This window comes from Microbacterium sp. BH-3-3-3 (assembly GCF_007679045.1).
GTDB lineage: Bacteria > Actinomycetota > Actinomycetes > Actinomycetales > Microbacteriaceae > Microbacterium > Microbacterium algihabitans.
Map to the genome: position 1 here is coordinate 14,839 of NZ_VEFS01000002.1, position 20,714 is coordinate 35,552.

The window sequence follows — 20,714 nt, forward strand, 5'->3', positions numbered from 1 at the left end:
GACAAGCGCGCGTTCATGCGGGGGAAGGGGCGGGGTCAGCGGCCCTGGCGCTTCTTGTAGGGCTTCGGCTCGCCCTTCACGATCGGTGCGCGGCCCTTGCCCTTGCTGGCCTTCGCCTTGCCGCCGCCGGGGGCCTTCTGCCGGGGCGGGGCGGGAGGAGCGTCGGCGATGCGGTGGTGCGCCTCCTCGAGGAGCAGTCGGCCGGCCGGGGTGAGCTGGGTCGGCGGGGTTCGCGAGATGAGCGGCTGCCCCACCTCCTCTTCGAGCTTGTCGACGGTCGTGTACAACGAGGCGAGGGGGATGCGCAGCTTCTCGGCCGCGCGCGGGAAGTGCAGCTCCTCGGCGAGGGCGGCGAACCGGACGAGGTGCTCGAGCTTCATGGCATCCATTCTCCCGTGTCGAGCGGCATCGCGTTGAGCGTCCACGACACGCCGCGCTCGAGGGGCTTCGAACGGCGTGTCGTGGACGCTCGACGGGTGTGCCCGGCCGAGTGACCGGGGGTCAGGCGGCGGCGGAGGCGAGGAAGCGATCGGCCGTGCGCAGCGACAGGGCCATGATCGTCAGCGCGGGGTTGGCGGCGATCGCCGAGGGGAAGACCGAGTTGTCGCAGATCCACAGGTTCGGGATCTCGTGCGACCGGCCGTCGGCGTCGACCACGCCGTCGGACGGGTCGTCGGACATGCGGCACGTGCCGATCGTGTGCGCGGTGCGGGCGAGGACCATCGTCTCGCGCGCTCCGGCGGCCTCCATCACGCGCAGCATGAACGCCGTCGCGTGCTTGTCGATCGCCTTCTCGTTGTCGCCGGCGGTGAACGTGACTCGTGCGCGCGGGATACCGCACTCGTCGAGTTCGTCGACCAGCTCGAGGCGGTTGTCGTCGGAGGGCAGGCAGTCGGCGTTGATACCGATGCCGGCCATGAACCTCGCCTGATCGAGACGCTGCATGAGCTCGGGACCCCAGAGGCCTCCGCCGCGCACGAGGGTGGTCGAGAACGTCAACGGCATGACCCCGAGACTCTGCACGAGGTAGCCGCCGGCGAAGTCGGCGTCGGCCGGGCGCATCATGTCTTCGCTGATGAGCGACGACGGGTATCCGCGATGCCCGCGCACCGGCTCGTCGAACCGGCCCCACACCTGCGTCGCACCGTGCGCGAGGAAGTTGCGGCCCACCTGGCCGCTGTCGTTGGCGAGGCCGGTGTGCAGCAGCAGGCGCGGCGTCTCGACACCGCCGCCGGCGAGCACGAGGGCGCGGCACCGCTGACGACGATCGACGCCGCCCTTGCGGTAGACGACGGCCTCGACGAGGCCGCGGGCGTCGAGCTCGATACCGTGCACCATCGCCTCGCTGCGGATCTCGGCACCGGATGCCACGGCCGCGGGCAGGTACGTGTTGGCGGTGGACGCCTTGGCATCCACCCGGCATCCCTGGTGGCACTCGCCGCAGTTGACGCACGCCCCGCGCTCGCCGTGGTGGTCCTGCAGCCGGGCGCGGGTGAGCACGGCGGCCGGCGCGTCGGCCCAGCGCACACCGAGGGCGTCGCAGCCCTTGGCCACGAGGTTCGCGGGAGCGTTGCGCTTCGCCGGGGCGAATGCGTAGGTGCGACTCGGATCCCAGGGGTAGGGGGACGGCCCCGAGACGCCGATGTCGCCCTCGACGCGCTCGACGTACGACAGCAGTTCATCGGGGTCGATGGGCCAGTCGCGGCCGACGCCCGATTCGGTCTTCAGGGCGAGGTCGCGTCGGTCGGGACGAGGGGTGAACGCGCCCCAGTGCAGCATCGAGCCGCCCACGCCGCGCCCACTGTTGTTGGGGCCGAACGCGGTCGGGTCGTCTCCGCCGCTGAGGCGCTCCGACATCCAGTTGATCTCGACGGCCTCGGTCTCGTCGGGCGTGAGGTCGTCGAGCGAGAAGTGCCGTCCGGCCTCGAGCGCGACGACGGTGAGTCCCTTGCGCGCGAGTTCGGCGGTCAGGGGCGCTCCGCCGGCTCCGGTTCCGATCACCACCACGTCGACGATCTCGTCGTCGGTGAAGGTGCGCATCGCTTCGAGGTTCATGCCGCGTCTCCCGTCGCGATCGTGCCGCCGACGTTCGCCGGCTCCCAGTCTTCGCGGCGCCCGAGACGCAGCTCGACGTACCCCCGCATGGGGCGGCCGCCGGTGGCGAACCCGTCGTAGCCGACGCGCGCCATGCTCGCGGGGTGGGCGAGCCACTGGCGCACGAGGTCGTTGCGCGCGTCTTCGAGCCACGCCTTCAGCTGGGCGGCGTCGAGGGGGCCGTCGAGGTCGGAGTCGCCCTCGATGGCGGCTTTCAGACGGTCGCTGCGCTCCGACGGATCGGTGGGCCAGGCGGCGGCCAGCGTGTCGAGCCCGCGACGGTATGCCTCGGGGTCGCCGGGCAGGTCGGCGTTGCGCCACCCGTCGCCCTCGCCGCGCGCCAACTGGGCGTCGACGCGGGCGGCGATGTCGATGGCCGGCCCCTCCTGCGGGACGACGAGGTCGGCGATCTCACGAAGGAGCGTCAGCTGCGCCATGTCGAGCACCGCGGGGGCGTAGCCGTGGTCGTCGGGGAGCGCGCGACGGGCGAGGGCACCGCGCACGCGCGCGTCGACCCGCTCGCTGCGGATGAGCTCGACCCACTCGTCGGGGACGACCGGACCGACGCCGACCTCTTCGGCGACGAAGCGCGAGATGGCCGCTGCCGCGTCGAGGTGCCGCTCGAGGGGGATCATGTGTCCGGTGGCCTCGAGCGTCACGAAGTGCGCCCGGGGGTAGACGGATGCCAGGAGCTCGGGCTGCGCGGAGGCTCCGAGGTCGGCGTCGTCGGCGCCGGCGATCACGAGGGCGGGCACATCGAGCGTGCCGACCGCAGCCGTCGCGTCCACTCGGCTGCCGGTCTCGAGCCAGGCGCGCCACGCCGTGGGGGAGGTGCGACGCAGGTCGGCGAGGGCGAGCGACTGCGCACCGGCGTCGAGCGGCTCGGCGGTGTTCTGGTCGATGAAGGTCTCGGCATCCGCCTCGGAGATCGCGCCGTCGTCGACCCACGAGAGCATGAGCGCCCGGCGTTCCTCGTCCATGGGCTCGGGGCGGGGCGGGGACGGGGCCATGAGCACCATGCCCCGCAGTCCGAAGAGGGGCGCATCGCCGCGCAGGACGCGGGAGGCCACGAGAGCGGCGATCTTGCCGCCCATGCTGTGTCCGCCGAGCATCCACGGCCCCCGCGCGTGTGCGGCGAGGCGGTGGATGACATGGTCGACGGTCTCGTCGACGGTGGCGTCGGGAGCGCTCGCGGCGGAGCCGAAGCCGGGGAGATCGATGCCGACGACGTGCACGACCCCCGCGAGCTCGTCGGCGAGGCGGTCGAACGAGCCGGCGCTCGCGCCCAGCGCGTGGAGCATGTACAGGGTGAGGGGCGCCCCGCCGGGGGCGGGAGCGGTGTCGGTGGGCATGCACTCACGCTCCCTCACCCGCCCACCCGACACGGGTCGCTTGCGGATCGACGGGTTTTGCGCAAGCGCCCGGGCCGCGTCGTCGAGGGTCGGGCTCGGGAGGGCCGTGCGGCGACGGCGCCGGGCGTGGGAGCGCGCACGGACGCCCCGGCCGCGCGAGGCGGGCCGGGACGTCGGAGCGGACCTCAGGGCGTGACCATGCCGCCGTTGACGTTCAGCGTCTCGCCCGAGACGTAGCTCGACTCGGCCGAGGCGAGGAAGACGAACGCGGGCGCGATCTCGGCGGGCTGGCCGGCCCGCTGGTAGGTGCTCTCGTCGTCGAAGTGCTCCATCTGGTCGTCGGAGACGCCCTGGCTCACCTGCAGCGCCGACCACGTGGGTCCGGGGGCGACGACGTTGACCCGGATGCCGCGTGACGCGAGCTGCTGAGCGAGGCCCTTCGACAGATTGTTGATCGCGGCCTTGGTGGCGGCGTAGTCGAGCCGGTCGGGCGCGGGGACGTAGGCCTCGAGCGACGCGGTGTTGATGATCGTGCCGCCCGCGGGCAGGTGCGCGAGCGCCGCCTTCGTGATCCAGAAGGGCGCGAAGACGTTCGTGCGGAACGTGAGTTCGAACTGCTCGTCCGACAGGTCGTCGACCTTGTCGACCATCACCTGCTTGCCCGCGTTGTTGACCACGATGTCGAGGCCGCCGAGAGCCTCGGCCGCACGTTCGACCAGCTCGCGGCACGCGGCCGGGTCGGTGATGTCGGTGGCGATCGAGACGCCGGTGCGGCCGGCATCCCGAACCTGGTCGAGCACGTGGTCGGCGTCGCGCTGCTCGTCGGGCAGGTGCACGATGGCCACATCGGCCCCTTCGCGCGCGAAGGCGATGGCCACGGCTCCGCCGATGCCGGAGTCGCCGCCGGTGATGAGCGCCTTGCGGCCGACCAGACGGCCGAGACCGCGGTAGGTCTTCTCGCCCAGATCGGGGACCGGAGTCATGTCGGCCTGGACGCCGGGCTCGGGCTGGTGCTGGATGGGCGGTTCGACGCGGGCGTAGCGGGTGACGGGGTTGTCGAAGGTCAGCTGGTCGCGATCGTTGGTCATGCCCCGACGTTAGGCAGCATCCGCCGCGCGGACACCGCCCTTGACGGGCGCGACGGTCGAGCTATCGGAGCGCCGCACCGCGCAAGCGGGTGGGGCGGATGCCGGAGTGCTCGTCGAGCAGATCGCTGACCTTCTGCGCGGACTCCCGCCACGAGAAGCGTCGGGCGTTGAGCTCACCGGCGGAGATCAGCCGCGCGCGGATGCCGTCGTCGTCGGCGACACGGGACATGGCCGCGGCGATGTCGTCGACGTCGAGCGGATCGACGTACAGCGCGGAGTCGCCGAGTACCTCGGGGAGCGAGGCGGCACGCGCCGCGATGACGGGGCAGCCGCACATCTGCGCCTCGATCGGCGGGATGCCGAAGCCCTCGTAGAGCGAGGGGAACACGAAGGCGAGCGCTCCGCGGTACAGGCCGGCGAGTTCGGCGTCGTCGACCCGGCCGAGGAAGCGCACCCGCGCATCGGCGGTGTCGAACTGCTGCCGCGCGAAGCTGTTGGTCTGGCTTCCCACGACGCGGAGTTCGACCTCGGGGTGCGTCCGGGCGAAGACCGCGAACGCGTCGAGCATGCGGGCGACGTTCTTGTGCCGGTTGGGCGAGGAGACGGCCAGCAGGTACGGGCGGCTCGAGGGCGTCGACGGCATGGGCGCCAGCGCGAGGATGTTCTGCGCGCTGTTGGGGACGACGGCGAAATGATCGGCGGGCACGCCGAACCGCCGCGAGATCTCGCCGCGGGAGAACTCGCTCACGGTGATCATGCGCTCGCTGTGCGCGACGACGCGGGGAATCACGACCGAATAGAGGGCCCGGAAGCGACGGCTGAAGCTGTCGGGGTGACGGATCCATGTGATGTCGTGCAGCGTGGAGATCTGCGGGCGGTGCCACATGGGGCCCGTGCTCGTGAGGTTCAGCAGCATCTCGCCGCGACGCCGCGCGAAGCGCGGGAGGTCGATCTGCTCCCACGCGTGACCCGTGAAGCGCCCGACCGTCTGGATGCGCGAGGGGTCGAGCCCCGCGTCGTCGACGTCGCCCGCGGGGACGGCGAGAGTGATGTCGTCGCGGATGCCGAGGAGCTCGCGCGTGATCTCGGTGGCGAAGCGTTGGATCCCCGTGGTCCCCTGGGTCAGGAACCGGGCGTTCACGATGGTCATCTCGAGGCCTTCCCGACGAGTGGTCGAGCCGGCGGGAGTCCCCTCAGCGGCGTCGGATGAAGCCCCCGAATACGCGAAGGTCGCGTCGGCACATCGCCAGCAGCAGTGCGATCACGACGATGACCCAGACGCCACCGACGCCGAGCAGGCGGGGGAGCGAGGGGAGGGAGGTGAAAACGAGCGTCGAGATGGCGAGGCCTGCCACCAGGGCCACGGCGAAGACGACGATCGGCCGGATCGCCGCGCGCAGGAGGGCCGCCGACGAGACGCCCGTGCGGGGGAGGAAGAACACCGCGGCGACGCCCCACAGCAGGAACTGCCCGAGCGCGATGGCGCCGGCCACCGCGGCCGGCCCGACCGGGGCGACGACCACGGCGAGCGCGATCGTCGCCATGCGTCCGCTGATCTCCGAGAACAGCAGCAGCCCGGATCGCCCCGTCGACACGAAGGCCCAGTACTGCGGGTAGCCGAGGATCTGGAACAGCGCCCCGGCCGCCAGGATGGGGACGAACGGCGCGGCGCCGGTCCACGCGGAGCCGAGGACGAGGTCGAGCGCGGGATACGCGGTGGCGACGAAGAGGCTGAGGTATGCGAGCGTCGGGTAGCAGAGCAGCGTCTGGTGGCGCACGAGCCGGCGCTGCAGTTCGGCGGTGTCCTCGGCATCCGCGAGACCGGGGATGACCACCCGCGTGAGCGGAGTGATGAGCTGATCGATCGGGAGGTTCACCAGCTGGGTCGCCCTGTTGAACAAACCGATCACCTGATCGCTCGCCACCCGCGCGACCGACACCGTGCCCACGTTGGTCGCGGCGTAGTTCAGCACGTGCACCAGGAAGGTGTTGCCGCCGAAGGTCAGCAGCGGGCCCATCGCGGCTCCGCGCCGCGGCAGCCCGGGACGCCACGGCGTGAGGATCAGCGACAGCACGAGGGTGACGCCCGCCGCGATCGTGCCCTGCAGGGCGAGGGCGAGATACCCGCCGCCGAGGAGCGCGAGGACGACGGCTCCGACCAGACCCGACAGGTCGCCGCAGAGCTCGCTCGCCGCGAGACGTCCGTACCGTCCCGATCTGTTGAGCTCGACGCGCAGCTGCGCGCTCGCCGAGCGGAGCGCGAACGCCGGCGCCAACAGGCACATGACCGCGACCAGGCGCGGATCGTCGAAGGCGGCCGCGAACGGCTGGGCCACCGCCAGCACCACGCCCGTCGCCGCGAGACCGATGCCGGTGTTCATCCAGAACAGGTTCGTCCGCTGCGCATCGGAGAGTGTCGGAGCACGAAGGGCCGCCATGCTCAGACCGAAGTCACCGAGCACCGCCGCGAGTCCCGCGACCGAGGCCGCCAGGGCGACGATGCCGAAGTCGGCCGGCCCGACCAGTCGGGCGAGGACGACGATGCCGAGGATCTGTGCGACGTACCGACCCCACTGGGCGCCGAGGAGCAGCAGCGCCGCCCCTCGGCGAGGAGCGGTGACATCGGTGGGGATCACGGGGAGCTCCTCGAGTTGTACTGTGTCGGCCGTGAGCACGCTAACCAGCCCCGCGACCCTCGGTCGCGCCCCCGGCAGGCCCGAGAAGGGGTGGGTGAACTCGCGGGCGCTGCGCTGGACGGCGGTCATCGTCGTCTGGGCGTATTCGGTCGTGCCGGCCGTCGTCGAAACGGCCCTCATCGACCGCCAGCACTACAAAGAGGGCAAGACCGCCTCCAACCCGCTGGTGGTGGCGCTCGTCGACGCGCTGAGCATCGCGGTGCCGATCCTCGCGGTGGGACTGCTCTTGCTCATGCTGCTGTTCTCGAAGGTCACGGGCGAGAGCCTGCTGCTGGTCGTCGCGCCGGGTCTGGTGCTCGCGGCGAACGAGCTCGTGCACGGGCGGGAGCCCACGCTGGGCCTGCTCATCACCTCCGCCGTGGGCACCCTGCTGGTGATAGCGCGGGTGAAACCGAGGGATCTCGGCATCCTGGGATATCTGGGTGCCCTGGTCGCTGCGGCCGCGATCGCCCTGTCGTACCTCGACCCGTCGAAGGTGTTCATCTCGGGCGGTTCCGAGACCTTCGAGAAGTCGCTCACCGGGACGTCGCTGCTGTCGGGCATCTTCTCGAACGCGAACGTGTTCGGCATGTTCCTGGCGCTCGCCCTGCCGTTCGCCTTCACCGCACGTCGGTGGTGGGTGCGGTGGCCGCTGATCGGGGTGATCGCGTGGGCCCTGGTGCTCACCTCGTCGCGCACCGCGCTCGCCGGGGCCGTGGTCGTGCTCGCCGTCATCGCGCTGTCGCGTGTGCTGCCGCAGCCCGCCTTCCGCGTCGCCGCCGTGGTGGGACTCATCGCGGCGTGCATCACCTGCGTGCGCGTGCCCTTCACCGAGACCGATCCCGAGGCCTACACGTTCCGCGGCGCCATCTGGATGTTCAACCGCGACGAGCTGGGCGGCCATTGGCTCTTCGGCCTCGGCGCCCACTGGTACGCCGACAACTACGCGATGCTGTCGAACGCGCTCTCGAGCGCCGCGAGTCACGGCCACAACCTGGTGCTGACCACGCTCGTGATGGGCGGCGCCGTCACCCTGGCCGCCTGGGCCGCCGTCATCGTCGTGGCGTTCGTCTCGAGCCTGCGCGACACCGATCGACGGCAGCAGGCGGTGGGCGTCGCGTTCGTGCTCGGTCTGGTCGTGATCGGCGTCACCGAGACGCCGTTCGGGATGCTCGGGTGGGGGCCGCTGTCGTCGTCGACGGTGCTGCCGCTGTTCGTGCTGGCCGCCCGGCACTGGATCGACCGCGACGACCGCACGCAGCTCGCCCAGGCGATCGCGTCGATGCCGCGCGAGGCGATGTCGCGCTCGGCCCTGCGCGCGATGCGCCGCTGACGCGGGCGGGGTCGGGGCTCAGCGGCGCGACGAGCGCTGGAGCCACTCCTGCACGCCGCGGGTCAGGCGGCTCCGCCTCGCGGCCGCGGCCGTGGTGACGGGGCGCCCGGCGCGTCGTTCGGAGGCGAGCGCGACGTCGTCGTCGGGCCAGATCAGGCGCAGCCCCACGCGCAGGCGCAGCAGCGGCGGCAAGGTCTGCAGGGCCGTCCAGTAGGCGCGGAGTCGGTCGGGGCGACCTCGCCACTCCCAGTCGTGCGGTCGGGCTCCGTCGCGCGGCGGGAGGGGGGTCTGCGTGACCGCGGCGATCTCGGTGCGCAACACCTCGACCGCGCCGAGCGCGACGGCGCTGTCGAGGGTGGTGGGCGCGGCGGCGAGCATCGTCGTCGCGAGCGCGGAGGCGCGTTCCGAGCGGGGACCCGCACCGATCTCGGGCCGCACGGCGTGGACGGCGGCGAGCACGGCGTGCGCGGCGACGTCGGGCACCCGCACCTCCACCCCGGCGTAGCGGACGGCGGAGGTGCGGGCGGTGAGGGCGGCGAACGCGTCGCTGTCGCCTCTCGTCAGGCCCGGCAGGCGGCGGTGCACGTCGATCTCGCAGCCCCAGCGGGCGGGGGTCATCGTGGCGGTGTGGTGCACAGGAGTTCCGCGCCACGGGTCGGGTTCTCGGGTCCACCCCCAGGGCTCGAGCGCCGCGGCGAGATCGTCCCAGCGGTCGGGGTCGCACCACACGTCGACGTCGCCCGAGTGCTCCCGTTCGCGCAGCCCCTGGCTCTTGAGCGCCGGGCCCTTGATGAAGACGCACCGGATGCCGTGCGACTCGGCGACACGAGCGGTGACGGCGTAGACGAGTTCGTGGGTGGGCGACGACAGCGTGGGGCGGGGGAGGTGGGTGACCGCCCACCGGTGGCGGGGGTCGGCGTCGACGATGTGCAGGTCTCTCATGCGATCGATGAGCTCGCGTTCGTCGGCGGAGAGGTCGGCGTGGTGCACGGAGCCCTGCGCGACCAGGCGCCGCCACAGCGCCGCCCCGTCGCCGACCAGGCAGAAGGCATCGCCGGGGACGACCGGGGCGAGGAGCACTTCGGGACCACCGGGCGCCGTGTCGTCGGAGCGCACGTCGAGCGCCCCGAGGGCCACGGGCGTCCAGACCCCGGAGGGGGGAGGGGAATCGCCCATTGTGCGTGCTCCTGCGTCGGTGGTGGGAGCCCCCAGTCTGCGGGGGTACGCGGCGCGGTGCGGCACGCGAGGGCGACGCCCGGGGCGAGGCCCGGTCTACTTCACCCCGCAGGTCACCCTTCGAAGGGGGTGCGGATCAGCGCACGCCCCCGCGATCGACGAGGCGCGTGGGAACCAGCTGCGTGTGCGAGCCGGTGGCCGGGTCGGCGCCCCGGGCGAGGAGGGTCTCGGTCGCGCGGGCGCCCAGATCGGCGACGTCGTAATCGACGAGGCGGATGCGGCGGGGCAACAGGCGCGACAGCTCGAAGTCGTCGAACCCGGCGATGGCGACGTCGGCACCGCGCGGCAGGATCGTCTCGAGCGCACCGATGGTGAGGCGGTTGTTGGTGCCGAACACCGCGGTGGGCGGGTCGGCGGAGTCGAGCAGGCGCTCCATCGCGTCACGCGCGTCGGCGGGGGTGTGCAGCCCCTCGACGACGAGGGCGGGATCGAGCGCGCGCCCCGCTGCGGCGAAGGCGTCGCGCACACCCTCACGGCGCTCGGCCATCGTGTAGATGGAGGGCGCGTCGAGCAGCACGGCGATGCGGCGGTGACCCGCCGCGAGCAGTTCGGCCACGGCGTCGCGCGCCCCGCCGCGGTTGTCGAGCAGGATCGCGTCGGCCGGGATGCCGCTGCCGGGGCGGTCGAGGAAGACCACCGGCGTTCCGAGCTCGACCTCACGGGCGAGGTAGGAGTGGTCGGCCGCGGTGGGGACCACGATGAGACCGCCCACCTGGCGTTGGCACATGTCGAGGGCGAGAGTGCGCTCGAGGTCGGCGTCTTCTTCGCTCGAAGCCATCACCACGTGCATGCGCTCGCGGGTGGCGACCTGGGAGACCGCTGCGGCGACGGCCATGTAGAAGGTGTTCGACAGGTCGGCGGCGATGAAGCCGATCGTGTCGCGGTTGCCGGAGCGGAGGCTCGCGGCGAGGGAGTTGCGGTGGTATCCGAGTCGCGCGATCGACGCGCGCACGCGTTCGATCATCGCCGGGTCGACACCCGACTCCCCGTTCACGACCCGCGAGACCGTCTTCAGGCTGACGCCGGCGTCGGCGGCGACGTCGATCATCGTGGGCCGGCCGGTCTTGCGCATGCGTCTCCTCGGACTGCCGTGAAGCGACGGCATCCTTCGAGCATAGGGAGTGGGGCCGTCTTCGACCGGTGACGTGGGGCCCGGTGGCGCGTCCGGGCCCTCACGTCGCGCGATCAGGCCTCGGGAGCGACCAGTGCGCCCGTCTCGTGCGAGGCGATCGCGGCGGCGAACAGGCGGTGCGTGAGCGCGGCCTCTTCGGGACGCACGCAGCCGAAGCCGTCGCCCAGCTCGCCCAGGTACTCGGCCAGGAAGGCCGCCCACATCTGGAGGATGGCGTCGGAGAAGCCCGACTCGAAGTTGGGGCCGGTCACCGTGGGCCAGACGGACTGGCTCCCGGCATCCACGCTCTGCCAGCTCTGCTCGCGGCCCACGCCGGGCACGTCGACGAAGGCGAACACCTCGACCTTCTTGGGGTTCTTGGTGCTGAAGCGCACCCCGCCCGACATGCCGATCGCCTCGAACTCCCACGTGTTCTTCTGACCCGGCGCGATGCGCTTGGTCTCGGTGGTGAGGGGGAACGGGGCGCCCTCGTGGCGCGACCACGAGTGGATCACGGCGTTGTCCCACGTGTCGCAGGGCTGCGGCGACCCGTCGGGGCCGGGGCGCTCGGTGACGATGTCCTGCAGGATGCCGACGACCTTCTCGGGCGCCCATCCCAGGCGCAGCGGCACGTGCCACGTGTGCATGCCGAGGTCGTTGAGAACCCCCGCGTCGCCGCAGAACTGCTTCTGCCGCTTCCAGTTGAGGGGCTTGTTCACGTCGATGTCGCTGGAGTGCAGGAAGGTGCACTTCGCCTCGACGATGCGGCCGAGGCCGCCCGCCCGCACGTAGTCGACGGCCCACTGGGCGCCGGGGAAGAACGGCATCTCGCTCGAGACGCGCACGAACGACTGCGGGTTCTCCTCGATTGCGGCCACGACCGCGTCGGCGGCGGCGCGGTCGATGCCGAACGGCTTCTCGGCCAGCAGCGCCTTGCCCGCGCGCACGGTGTCGACGTAGAGACGCTCGTGCAGGTCGTGGCGCACCGCGATGTAGACGACGTCGACGCGGGGATCGGCGAGCAGTTCGTGATGGTCGGTCGTGGTCAGCTGCACCGTGTCGATGCGCTCGAAGAACTCCAACGCCGCCGGGTTGATGTCGCAGACGGCGACGAGCTCGGGCTCGGCCGGGTGGTCGATGAGGGCGGGCCAGCGTCGCAGCGCCGCCGCGATCTCGCGGCCCATGAGGCCGCCGCCGATGATGCCGACGCCGATCTTCTTGCCGGTCATGCGCGGTCTCCTTCCGCGGGGGCGCCGATGAGGGCGAGGGCGTCGTCGACCGAGGCGTCGTCGTGCACGACGGCCATCAGGGCGGCGGTGATGCCGGCCGGGTCGTGGTGCTGGATGACGTTGCGTCCGTAGACGATGCCGCGCGCGCCCTGCTCGAGGACGGCCTGGGTGCGCTCGAGCAGCGTGCGGTCGTCGACGCGCCCGCCGCCGCGGACCAGCAGCGGGGTGTCGCCCGCGGCCTGGATGACCCGGTGATACTCGGCGATGTCGTCGGTGGGGTCGGCCTTGATGAGGTCGGCTCCGAGCTCGCGCGCCTGGCGCACGAGGGTGATGACTTTGGCGGTGTCGCCGTCGACCCCGTACCCGCCCGAGCCGGGCTTGGTCTGCATGACGAGCGGCTCGATCATGAGCGGCATCCCGTACTTCTCGGCGTCGGTGCGCAGCGCCAGGATCGAGCGGATGCACTGCTCGCGCACCTGCGGTTCGCCGGGGAGGTCGAGGAGGTTGACGCATACGGCCACCGCGTCGAGACGCACGGCGACCTCGATGGCATCCGGAACGTGGATGCTGTGCAGCGGCATCTCGAGCGGGTCGCCGTAGACGTTGGCGATGTCGGTGCGCAACACGAGCCCGGGCTTCTGCTTGCCGGGGAACGCCTGCAGCAACGGGGCCTGGCCGAGGGTGAGCTGCACGGCGTCGGGGCCGGCGTCGACGAGTGTCGCGACGGTCTTCGCCATGTCTTCGATGCCGGTGAGGAAGTTGTACTCGTGGAACGCGCCGTGGTCGACGGCGACGTCGAACGCGCGACCGGATCGGGCGTTGAAGAGGCGATTGAGGCGGGGTTTCGACATGGGGTGTGGGTCTCCGAAGCGTCGTGTCGGGGCGCGGCTCTGCGCTCGACGGTCAGTATGCGGGGAGCAAGACAACGTTGTCAAACATTGATAGCGTGAGCGTCGCAACGGCGAGGAAGGCGGGGCTCATGGGTGAGCTGTACGGACGATCGATCGACGAAGCGCTCGGGCGCGCGGGCTCCACGGCGCAGATCGCGGCGGTGGAGGCCTCGGTGCGCAGTGACGGACCGGATGCCGGAACCCGGCGTCTGCGCGTGATCGCGGGCGACCTCGACATCGAGCTGCTGCCCGACCGCGGGCTCGACCTCGGGCAAGTGCGTCACCGCGGTGTGCCGTTGGCCTGGATGTCGCCGACCGGGTGGCCGCGGCCGGGGACGGCGGGCTTCGGGGCGGCGTTCGGCGGGGGACTCGTGACCACGTGCGGTCTGCTGTCGTTCGGCCCGCCGTCGGCCGACGCCGAGGGGGAGCATCCGCAGCACGGGCGGTACAGCGGGCTGTCGGCATCCGTCACCCGGGCGGAGGTGCAGGCGGATGCCGTGGTGATCGAGGCGACCGTGACCGAGGCGACGGTGCTCGGTGCGCACCTGGAGCTGCGGCGGTGCCTGCGCGTGCCGCTGGGCGAGGGGCGGATCGAGTTGCGCGACGAGATCGTCAACCGCGGGTCGCGCCCGGTGGAGCCGATGGTGCTGTACCACGTGAACCTCGGCTGGCCGCTGGTCGACGCCGGCACCGTGCTGCGGTCTCCCGCGGAGCGCGTGGTGCCCCGCGATGCGGCTGCCGAAGCGGGCATCGAGTGCTGGGCGGAGTTCCCGGCGCCCGTCGCGGAGTACCCCGAACAGGTGTTCCGGCACGAGCTGCCGAGCGATCGTCGCGTGAGTGCCGAGGTGGTCGCGGCGTCGGGGCTCGGCATCCGGATCTCCTTCGACACGACGGCGCTGCCGGCGATGTTCCAGTGGCGCGTGGCGCAGGATGACGGTCTCGTCCTCGGTGTCGAGCCGGCGACGGCGGTGACGATCCACGGCCGCGGCGCGGCGCGCGAGGCGGGGCTCCTGCGGGCGCTCGCCCCCGGCTCGTCGTGGGGGCTCGGTCTCGACATCGATGTCATCCGTGATCGATCCGAGACTTGACAACGTTGTCCGAGGAGCCCCAGGATGACTCCATCGGAACCCACCCGAGGGATCCGCCCCGAAATGACAACGATGTCGAGGATGCGATGACGCACGATGAACTGGTGGCCGCCGCAGCGGTCGCCGAGGCCGCGCCGGCCCGTCCGCGCGCTCGCCTCATCGACGTCGCGATCGCCGCGGGCGTGAGCCCCAAGACCGTCTCCCGCGTCATCAACGCCGAGACCGGGGTCCTCCCCGTCACCCGCGACAAGGTCATGCGGACCGTACGCGACCTCGGCTTCGTGCCCGACCGCAGCGCCCGCGAGCTCAAGCGCCAGGCGGCCGACACGATCGGCATCCTCATCGATGCGATCAGCGACCCGTTCTTCGCCGCCTTCGTCAGCGTGGTCGAAGAGCTCGCGGTCGCCGAGGGGCTCAGCGTCATCTTCGCCAGCACCGGCTACGACGCGGCCCGCGAGCGCACGCAGCTCGAACGCCTGACCGGCCACCGCCTGGCCGGCCTCGTCGTCGCCCCCGTCGAGGTGGGGGCGGCCACCCTCGCGGGGCTGCGCACCCGCTTCCCCGTCGTCACCGTCGACCGCTCGCGTTCGGGCATCGACGCGGTCGTCATCGACGACTTCGGAGCGGCGGCCGAGGCGACCGCGGCACTCCTCTCGCACGGACACCGCCGCGTGGCCTTCATGGGCGAAGACGTGCCGTACCCCACCGTCAGCGACCGCCTGGCCGGCTACCGTTCGGCCCTCGAAGCGGCGGGCGTGCCGTTCGACCCCTCGCTCGTCGTCACGCACGAGCGCTTCCAGGCGGGGGAGGCGGCCGAGGCCTCACGGCTGCTCGAACGTGCCGACGCGCCCACCGCCCTGCTGTGCGCCACCAGCCTCGCCGCGATCGGCACGGTGCAGGCGATCCGCGCCCGCGGCCTGCGGATGCCGGCGCTCGTCTCGTTCGGCGACTTCACCCTCGCCGAGGTGCTCGAGCCCGGAATCACCTACGTCGACCACGACCCGCGTCTCATGGGCGCCGCGGCCTTCCATCGCCTGCGCGAACTCGCGGTGCACCCTGACGCGGAGCCCACCCGAACCGTCGTCCCCACCCGTCTGGTCCCGCGTGGATCGGGTGAGGTCACCCCCTCCTTCCCCCTCGACCCGATCGGAGCGACGCGATGAAGCCCGTCCTGCTGCCCCCCAATCCCGTGCAGCACTTCTACCGCGGGGGCGACCGCATCGCCGCCCTCCGCGGCATCGTGCCCGAGACCGACCGTCAGCCCGAGGAGTGGCTCGGCTCCACCGTCTCGCGCTTCGGCTCCGACGAGATCGGCCTGGCCGTCACCGACGGCGGAGAGTTCCTGCGCGACCTCGTGACCGCCGATCGCGCCGCCTGGGTGGGAGCGCGCAGCGGACGGGATGCCGCAGACCTCGGCATCCTGGTCAAGCTCCTCGACGCGCGGCAGCGCCTCCCCGTTCACGTGCACCCCGACCGCGGATTCGCCTCGTCGCACCTGGACTGCCCCTACGGCAAGACCGAGGCCTGGTACGTGCTCGAGACCGAGGACGACTGCGCCGTGTACGTCGGATGGAACGAGAGCGTCGACCGCGACGAGCTCGACCGCCGCCGCGACGCCCAGGACAGCGAGTGGATGCTCGCCCACATGAACCGCGTCGTCGTGCGCCCCGGCATGGGAGTGCTCGTGCCCGCCGGCACCGTGCACGCCATCGACGGGGGCATCTTCGTCGCCGAGGTGCAGGAACCCACCGACTTCTCGATCCTGCTGGAGTGGTCGGTGACGACCTCGACGCGCGAGGAATCGCACCTCGAGCTCGGCTTCGACGCCGTCATGCCCGCCGTCTCGACTGAGAAGCTCGACGCCGACGCGCTCGACGCCCTGGTCGGCACCTCCGGCACGAGCCCGGCGGGACCCGCGTTTCGTTCTCTGCTGCCGGATGCCGCCGACCCCTATTTCCGCCTCTTCGACGCCGCAGGAGACACGGTGGCGCACGCGGCCGGCTTCTCGGTCGTGCTGGTGCGCGAGGGAGCGGGCGCCCTGGTGTCGGACGCCGGCAGCGTCGACGTCGAGCGCGGACAGGTCTACGCCGTGCCGCACGCCTTCGGCGCATGGCGCCTCACGGGCGGGGCCGAGATCCTCGTCGCCGCCCCCGGCGTCGGCTGGCCCGGAACCCTCCGCGGCGGTGACGTGCGATGAGCGAGTACGTCGTCGGGATCGACATGGGCTCGACCAGCACCAAGCTGCTGGTCGCCACCCCCGAGGGGCGCCAGGTGCTCGTCGTCAGCCGCCGCTCGCCGTGGACCAACCTCGACCACGGTCGGGCCGAGATGACCGCGGCCGAGGCGATCGCCGTCGTGCGCGACCTCGCCGCCGAGGCCGACGCGCGCCTCGACGAGGGCTACCGCGTCGTCGCGCTCGGGGTCTCGGGCATGGCCGAGGCGGGGGTGCTGCTCGATGAGCAGGGCTCCGCGCTCGCGCCGATCATGGCGTGGTTCGACCCGCGCGGGGCGGCGCAGATCATGTCGACCCCCGAGTCGTTCCGCGCCGAGTTCCCCGGCCGCACCGGACTGCCGGTCGGGCCGCTGGCATCCATCGCCAAACTGCTGCACCTGCGCGAGCAGGGCATCTCGCTCGCGGGCACCACGTTCCTGAACGTCCCCGAGTTCGTCGTGCACGCGCTCGGCGGACCCCGCGTCGCGGAGTACTCGCTCGTTTCGCGCACCGGGCTGATCGACCAGGACGACAGCACCCCGTGGCAGGCGGCGCTCGACGTGCTCGGCGTCGACGAGGGCATCCTCGGCACCCTCGTCAGCGCGGGAGAACCGGTCGGCACCCTCACCGATCCCGACATGCCCGCGGGCTTCCGCGGTGCGGCCCTGACCGTCGCCGGACACGACCACCTCGTCTCGGCGGTCGCCGTCGGCGCCACGCACACCGGCCAGCTCTACGACTCGATGGGCACCGCCGAGGCGCTCGTGCGCGTGCTCGACGACACCCTGCCCTTCGACGCGCGCGAGCGCCTCGCCCACGCCGGCATCAACTGCGTGCGCCACGTCATCCCCGGCAAGTACGTGCTGCTGGCGGGCACGAAGTCGGGCCTGCTCATGCGGCGCGTGCTGCAGCTGCTCGGCATCACGGATACCGTGGGGCGCACGCGCATCGACGACGAGGCGATGGCGCTGCCCGTGCTCGGCACCGTCTCGGACGCCGGTCTCGCCGTATCGGGGGCGCGCAACGACGACGGTGTGCTGAAGATCGTCGCGCAGAGCGACGGGCTGAGCCCCGCCGACCTGTTCGCGGCGAGCCTGCGCCACGGCAACGACATGCTCGCCGAGCTGATGGCGGTGATGGATCGCGAGGTCGCACCCCCCACCTCCACGGTGCTGACCGGCGGCTGGTCGTCGATGGCGTCGGTGGTGCGCTCGCGCTCCGCGCTGCTGCCCGAGGTCACCGTCTCGACCCACGACGAGGGCACGGCCTACGGCGCCGCGCTCTTCGCCGCCTTCGCCGCGCGGTCCGCCGGGGCCACGGCATCCGGATCCTTCGCCGACGTCGCGAACACCTTCCTCTCGTCATCGCTCGAGCCGGCGGAGCACCGTTCCGCCGTGCTCGCCTCCCTCACCCCCACCCCTGAAAGGAGCTGACGATGTCGTCAGTCAGCACGACCGTCCCGGTGCTGCAGGCCCGTGGCCTGTCACGTCAGTTCGGATCCGTCCGCGCCCTCCACAACGTCGACTTCGAGGTCTACCCCGGAGAAGTGACGGCCCTCATCGGCGACAACGGCGCCGGCAAGTCGACGCTCGTGAAGGCCCTCTCGGGCAACCTCGCGATCGACGAGGGCGAAATCCTCTTCGACGGAAAGCCCATCGACATGTCGAACCCGCAGGTGGCGTCGTCGCTCGGGATCGAGACGGTCTACCAGGACCTCGCGCTCGCCCCTCACCTCGACCCGGTGCAGAACATGTACCTCGGCCGCGAGATCCGCCGCCCCGGCCTCGCCGGTGCCCTGGGCTTCATGAAGACCAAGGAGATGGCCGTCGCCTCACGGGCCGCGTTCGACGAGCTCGGCGCGACGGTGCGATCGCTGTCGTCGCCCGTGGGCGAGATGTCGGGCGGTCAGCGCCAGGCCATCGCGATCGCCCGCGCGGTGCACTGGGCCGGTCGCCTCGTCTTCCTCGACGAGCCCACGGCCGCCCTCGGCGTGCGTCAGACCAAGAACGTGCTCGAGACGATCCGCCGCGTGCGCGACAAGGGCATCGCCGTCGTGCTCATCTCGCACTCCATGCCGCACGTGATGGAGGTCTGCGACCGCATCCAGGTGCTGCGCCTGGGCACCCGCGTGGCCAACGTCGACGCGAAGAACACCTCCATGGAAGAACTCGTCGGGCTCATGACCGGCGCCGTCACGAAGGACGACTCCAAATGAGCACCAAGACCCCTCCCACCGAGACCGTCGCCATCGGCACGTTCGAGGACACCAAGCCCAACTTCTTCCTGGGGCTGCTCAAGGCGCAGGCCTTCCAGATCCTCATCATCCTCATCGTCATCGTGCTGATCTTCAGCGCGCTGGCGCCGGACTCGTTCGCGCAGTGGTCGAACTTCCGCCTCATCATCCAGAACGCCTCGATCCTCGCGGTCCTGGGCGTCGGCATGACCTACATCATCATCACCTCGGGCATCGACCTCTCGGTCGGCTCGGTGCTGGTGTTCTCGGGCGTCGTGTCGGCCCTGACGATGCGCGCCCTCGGCGGCGAAGGCTGGGGAGTGGCGACCGTCGGCATCATCGTGTCGATCCTCAGCGGCGTGTGCTGGGGCCTGCTCAACGGCTTCCTCATCGCGAAGGCCAAGATCCCGCCGCTCATCGTCACGCTGGGCTCGCTCGGCATGGCTCTGGGTCTCGCGCAGATCCTCACCGGCGGCGTCGACATCCGCGACGTCCCCACCGTGCTGACCGTCTCGATCGGTTACGGCAACGTGTTCGGGTCGCTGCCCATCATCAGCGTCATCGCGCTCGTCGTCGTCGTCATCGGCGCGATCGTGCTGCACTTCACCAAGTTCGGCCTCTACACCTACGCCGTCGGCTCCAGCGAGCTCGCCGCCCGCCGCGTCGGCGTCAAGGTCGACCGTCACCTCATCTCGGTCTACACGCTGTCGGGAGCGCTCGCCGGGCTCGCCGGCATCCTGGCCCTCTCGCAGTTCTCGACCACCGCGATCGCGGGGCAGTCGCAGACCAACCTGAACGTGATCGCGGCCGTGGTCATCGGCGGCACCTCGCTCTTCGGCGGGGTCGGCACGATCTTCGGCACCGTGGTCGGCCTCTTCATCCCGGCCGTCCTGCAGAACGGCTTCGTCATCACCGGCGTGCAGCCCTTCTGGCAGCAGGTCGCCGTCGGCGCGGTGCTGATCACCGCCGTCTACGTCGACCAGGTGCGCCGCACCGCCGCGACCCGCGGCAACACCCAGAGCCTCTGGCGGAAGTTCGTCAGCGGAGGACGCCGCGGCTGAGGCCCGGCATCCGACACCAACCAAGAGAGAACAGGCAATCACAATGCAGTGGAACAAGAAGGTTCTCGCGTTCGCCACCCTCGGCGCCGCAGCCACCCTCGTCCTCGCCGGGTGCTCCGGCGGCTCCTCGTCCGGCGGCGCGTCGGGCGGGTCGGACGGCGGTTACAAGATCGCGTTCGTGCAGGGCGTCGCCGGAGATGAGTTCTACATCTCCATGCAGTGCGGCATCCAGGCCGAGGCCGAGAAGGAGGGGGCCACCGTCACCACGCAGGGCCCCGAGAAGTTCGACCCGACCCTGCAGAAGCCCATCGTCGACGCCGTCGTCGCCTCCAAGCCCGACGCGCTGCTGATCGCCCCCACCGACGTCTCGGCCATGCAGGCGCCCATCGCGGCGGCCGAGGCCGCCGGCATCAAGGTGGTCCTCGTCGACACGACGCTGGAAGACCCCTCCGGTGCGGTCTCGCAGATCTCCTCCGACAACGAAGGCGGCGGGGCTGCCGCGTTCAAGGCCATCCAGGATGCCAACCCCAACGGCGGCAAGGTGCTCGTGGTCTCGGTTGACCCCGGCATCTCCACCACCGACGCCCGCGCGAAGGGCTTCGAAGACGCCGTCGCGAAGGACTCGAAGTTCTCGTCGGTCGGTGTGCAGTACTCGCACAACGAGCCCTCCACCGCCGCCGAGATCGTCACCGCCGCGTTGCAGAAGGACCCCGACATCGTGGGCATCTTCGCCGCCAACCTGTTCGCCGCCGAGGGCTCGGCCACCGGCGTGCAGCAGGCCGGCAAGCAGGGCGCCGTCACCATCGTCGGCTTCGACGCGGGCCCCGCCCAGGTCAAGGCCCTGCAGGCCGGAACGGTTCAGGCGCTCGTCGCGCAGGAGCCCGCCACCATCGGCGAAGACGGCGTGCAGCAGGCCATCGCGGCGCTGAAGGGCGAGGCGACCGAAGCCAAGATCCAGACCGGCTTCACCATCCTCACCAAGGACAACATCGACACCGACGGCAAGGACGCGGTGTACAAGTCGTCCTGCTGATCGATTCCGGATGCCGGGATCTCGCCGTTGCGCGGGGTCTCGGCATCCGCCCCTCCCGCCCGGAGGCTTCGACAGGCTC

18 protein-coding genes are annotated in these 20,714 nt (G+C 71.5%); 8 read left to right on the forward strand and 10 right to left on the reverse strand.

Annotated features, from left to right (window positions below):
• Nucleotides 1-35 precede the first annotated feature (35 nt).
• From FS769_RS07890 to FS769_RS07915, 6 genes are all read right to left on the reverse strand, one after another.
• Nucleotides 36-380: a LysR family transcriptional regulator gene (locus FS769_RS07890; protein ID WP_144832061.1), complete on the reverse strand. Its 345-nt coding sequence runs from the start codon at nt 378-380 to the stop codon at nt 36-38.
• 121 nt (nt 381-501) lie between these two features.
• A complete protein-coding gene (locus FS769_RS07895) occupies nt 502-2,055 on the reverse strand; it encodes a GMC family oxidoreductase (RefSeq protein ID WP_144832064.1) in 1,554 nt (517 codons plus the stop codon).
• Complete coding sequence (locus FS769_RS07900) at nt 2,052-3,446, reverse strand: alpha/beta fold hydrolase (protein WP_144832067.1); 1,395 nt, start codon at nt 3,444-3,446, stop codon at nt 2,052-2,054. The genes FS769_RS07895 and FS769_RS07900 overlap by 4 nt, the downstream gene beginning before the upstream one ends.
• A gap of 185 nt (nt 3,447-3,631) precedes the next feature.
• Entirely contained in the window at nt 3,632-4,534 is a 903-nt protein-coding gene (locus FS769_RS07905) for an SDR family oxidoreductase (protein WP_144832070.1), read from the reverse strand.
• A 61-nt stretch (nt 4,535-4,595) separates the two neighbouring features.
• The gene (locus FS769_RS07910) at nt 4,596-5,684 is read right to left on the reverse strand and encodes a glycosyltransferase family 1 protein (protein WP_144832073.1); all 1,089 of its coding nucleotides are present in this window, start codon (nt 5,682-5,684) and stop codon (nt 4,596-4,598) included.
• A 43-nt stretch (nt 5,685-5,727) separates the two neighbouring features.
• Entirely contained in the window at nt 5,728-7,170 is a 1,443-nt protein-coding gene (locus FS769_RS07915; protein WP_186325478.1) for a lipopolysaccharide biosynthesis protein, read from the reverse strand.
• Nucleotides 7,171-7,201: 31 nt separating this feature from the next.
• On the opposite strand from FS769_RS07915, the gene FS769_RS07920 reads away from it, so the two are divergent.
• Nucleotides 7,202-8,542, forward strand: coding sequence for an O-antigen ligase (locus FS769_RS07920; protein WP_186325479.1), 1,341 nt, complete (start codon nt 7,202-7,204; stop codon nt 8,540-8,542).
• 18 nt (nt 8,543-8,560) lie between these two features.
• Here the strand turns inward: FS769_RS07920 and FS769_RS07925 are convergent, their stop codons facing one another.
• The 4 genes from FS769_RS07925 to FS769_RS07940 all read right to left on the reverse strand — a co-directional run bounded on the left by FS769_RS07925 (nt 8,561) and on the right by FS769_RS07940 (nt 12,969).
• On the reverse strand, nt 8,561-9,718 hold the full coding sequence (locus tag FS769_RS07925) for a nucleotidyltransferase family protein (RefSeq protein ID WP_144832083.1): 1,158 nt from the start codon (nt 9,716-9,718) through the stop codon (nt 8,561-8,563).
• A gap of 136 nt (nt 9,719-9,854) precedes the next feature.
• Nucleotides 9,855-10,850, reverse strand: coding sequence for a LacI family DNA-binding transcriptional regulator (locus FS769_RS07930; protein WP_144832086.1), 996 nt, complete (start codon nt 10,848-10,850; stop codon nt 9,855-9,857).
• 113 nt (nt 10,851-10,963) lie between these two features.
• Complete coding sequence (locus FS769_RS07935; RefSeq protein ID WP_144832089.1) at nt 10,964-12,118, reverse strand: Gfo/Idh/MocA family protein; 1,155 nt, start codon at nt 12,116-12,118, stop codon at nt 10,964-10,966.
• Entirely contained in the window at nt 12,115-12,969 is an 855-nt protein-coding gene (locus FS769_RS07940) for a class I fructose-bisphosphate aldolase (RefSeq protein ID WP_144832091.1), read from the reverse strand. The genes FS769_RS07935 and FS769_RS07940 overlap by 4 nt, the downstream gene beginning before the upstream one ends.
• A gap of 128 nt (nt 12,970-13,097) precedes the next feature.
• Between FS769_RS07940 and FS769_RS07945 the strand changes: the two genes are divergently transcribed.
• From FS769_RS07945 to FS769_RS07975, 7 genes are all read left to right on the forward strand, one after another.
• Nucleotides 13,098-14,096: an aldose 1-epimerase family protein gene (locus FS769_RS07945; RefSeq protein WP_144832094.1), complete on the forward strand. Its 999-nt coding sequence runs from the start codon at nt 13,098-13,100 to the stop codon at nt 14,094-14,096.
• A gap of 86 nt (nt 14,097-14,182) precedes the next feature.
• Nucleotides 14,183-15,259 (forward strand): LacI family DNA-binding transcriptional regulator, encoded by a 1,077-nt coding sequence (locus FS769_RS07950; RefSeq protein ID WP_144832097.1) that lies wholly within the window; start codon nt 14,183-14,185, stop codon nt 15,257-15,259.
• Nucleotides 15,256-16,293, forward strand: coding sequence for a class I mannose-6-phosphate isomerase (locus FS769_RS07955; RefSeq protein WP_144832100.1), 1,038 nt, complete (start codon nt 15,256-15,258; stop codon nt 16,291-16,293). Before FS769_RS07950 ends, FS769_RS07955 begins: the two co-directional genes overlap by 4 nt.
• Complete coding sequence (locus FS769_RS07960; RefSeq protein ID WP_144832103.1) at nt 16,290-17,741, forward strand: L-fuculokinase; 1,452 nt, start codon at nt 16,290-16,292, stop codon at nt 17,739-17,741. Before FS769_RS07955 ends, FS769_RS07960 begins: the two co-directional genes overlap by 4 nt.
• A gap of 2 nt (nt 17,742-17,743) precedes the next feature.
• Entirely contained in the window at nt 17,744-18,523 is a 780-nt protein-coding gene (locus tag FS769_RS07965; RefSeq protein ID WP_144832105.1) for an ATP-binding cassette domain-containing protein, read from the forward strand.
• Complete coding sequence (locus FS769_RS07970) at nt 18,520-19,602, forward strand: ABC transporter permease (RefSeq protein WP_144832108.1); 1,083 nt, start codon at nt 18,520-18,522, stop codon at nt 19,600-19,602. The genes FS769_RS07965 and FS769_RS07970 overlap by 4 nt, the downstream gene beginning before the upstream one ends.
• A 43-nt stretch (nt 19,603-19,645) precedes the next feature.
• Nucleotides 19,646-20,635, forward strand: a complete 990-nt coding sequence (locus FS769_RS07975) for an ABC transporter substrate-binding protein (RefSeq protein ID WP_144832111.1) — start codon at nt 19,646-19,648, stop codon at nt 20,633-20,635.
• Nucleotides 20,636-20,714: the final 79 nt, after the last annotated feature.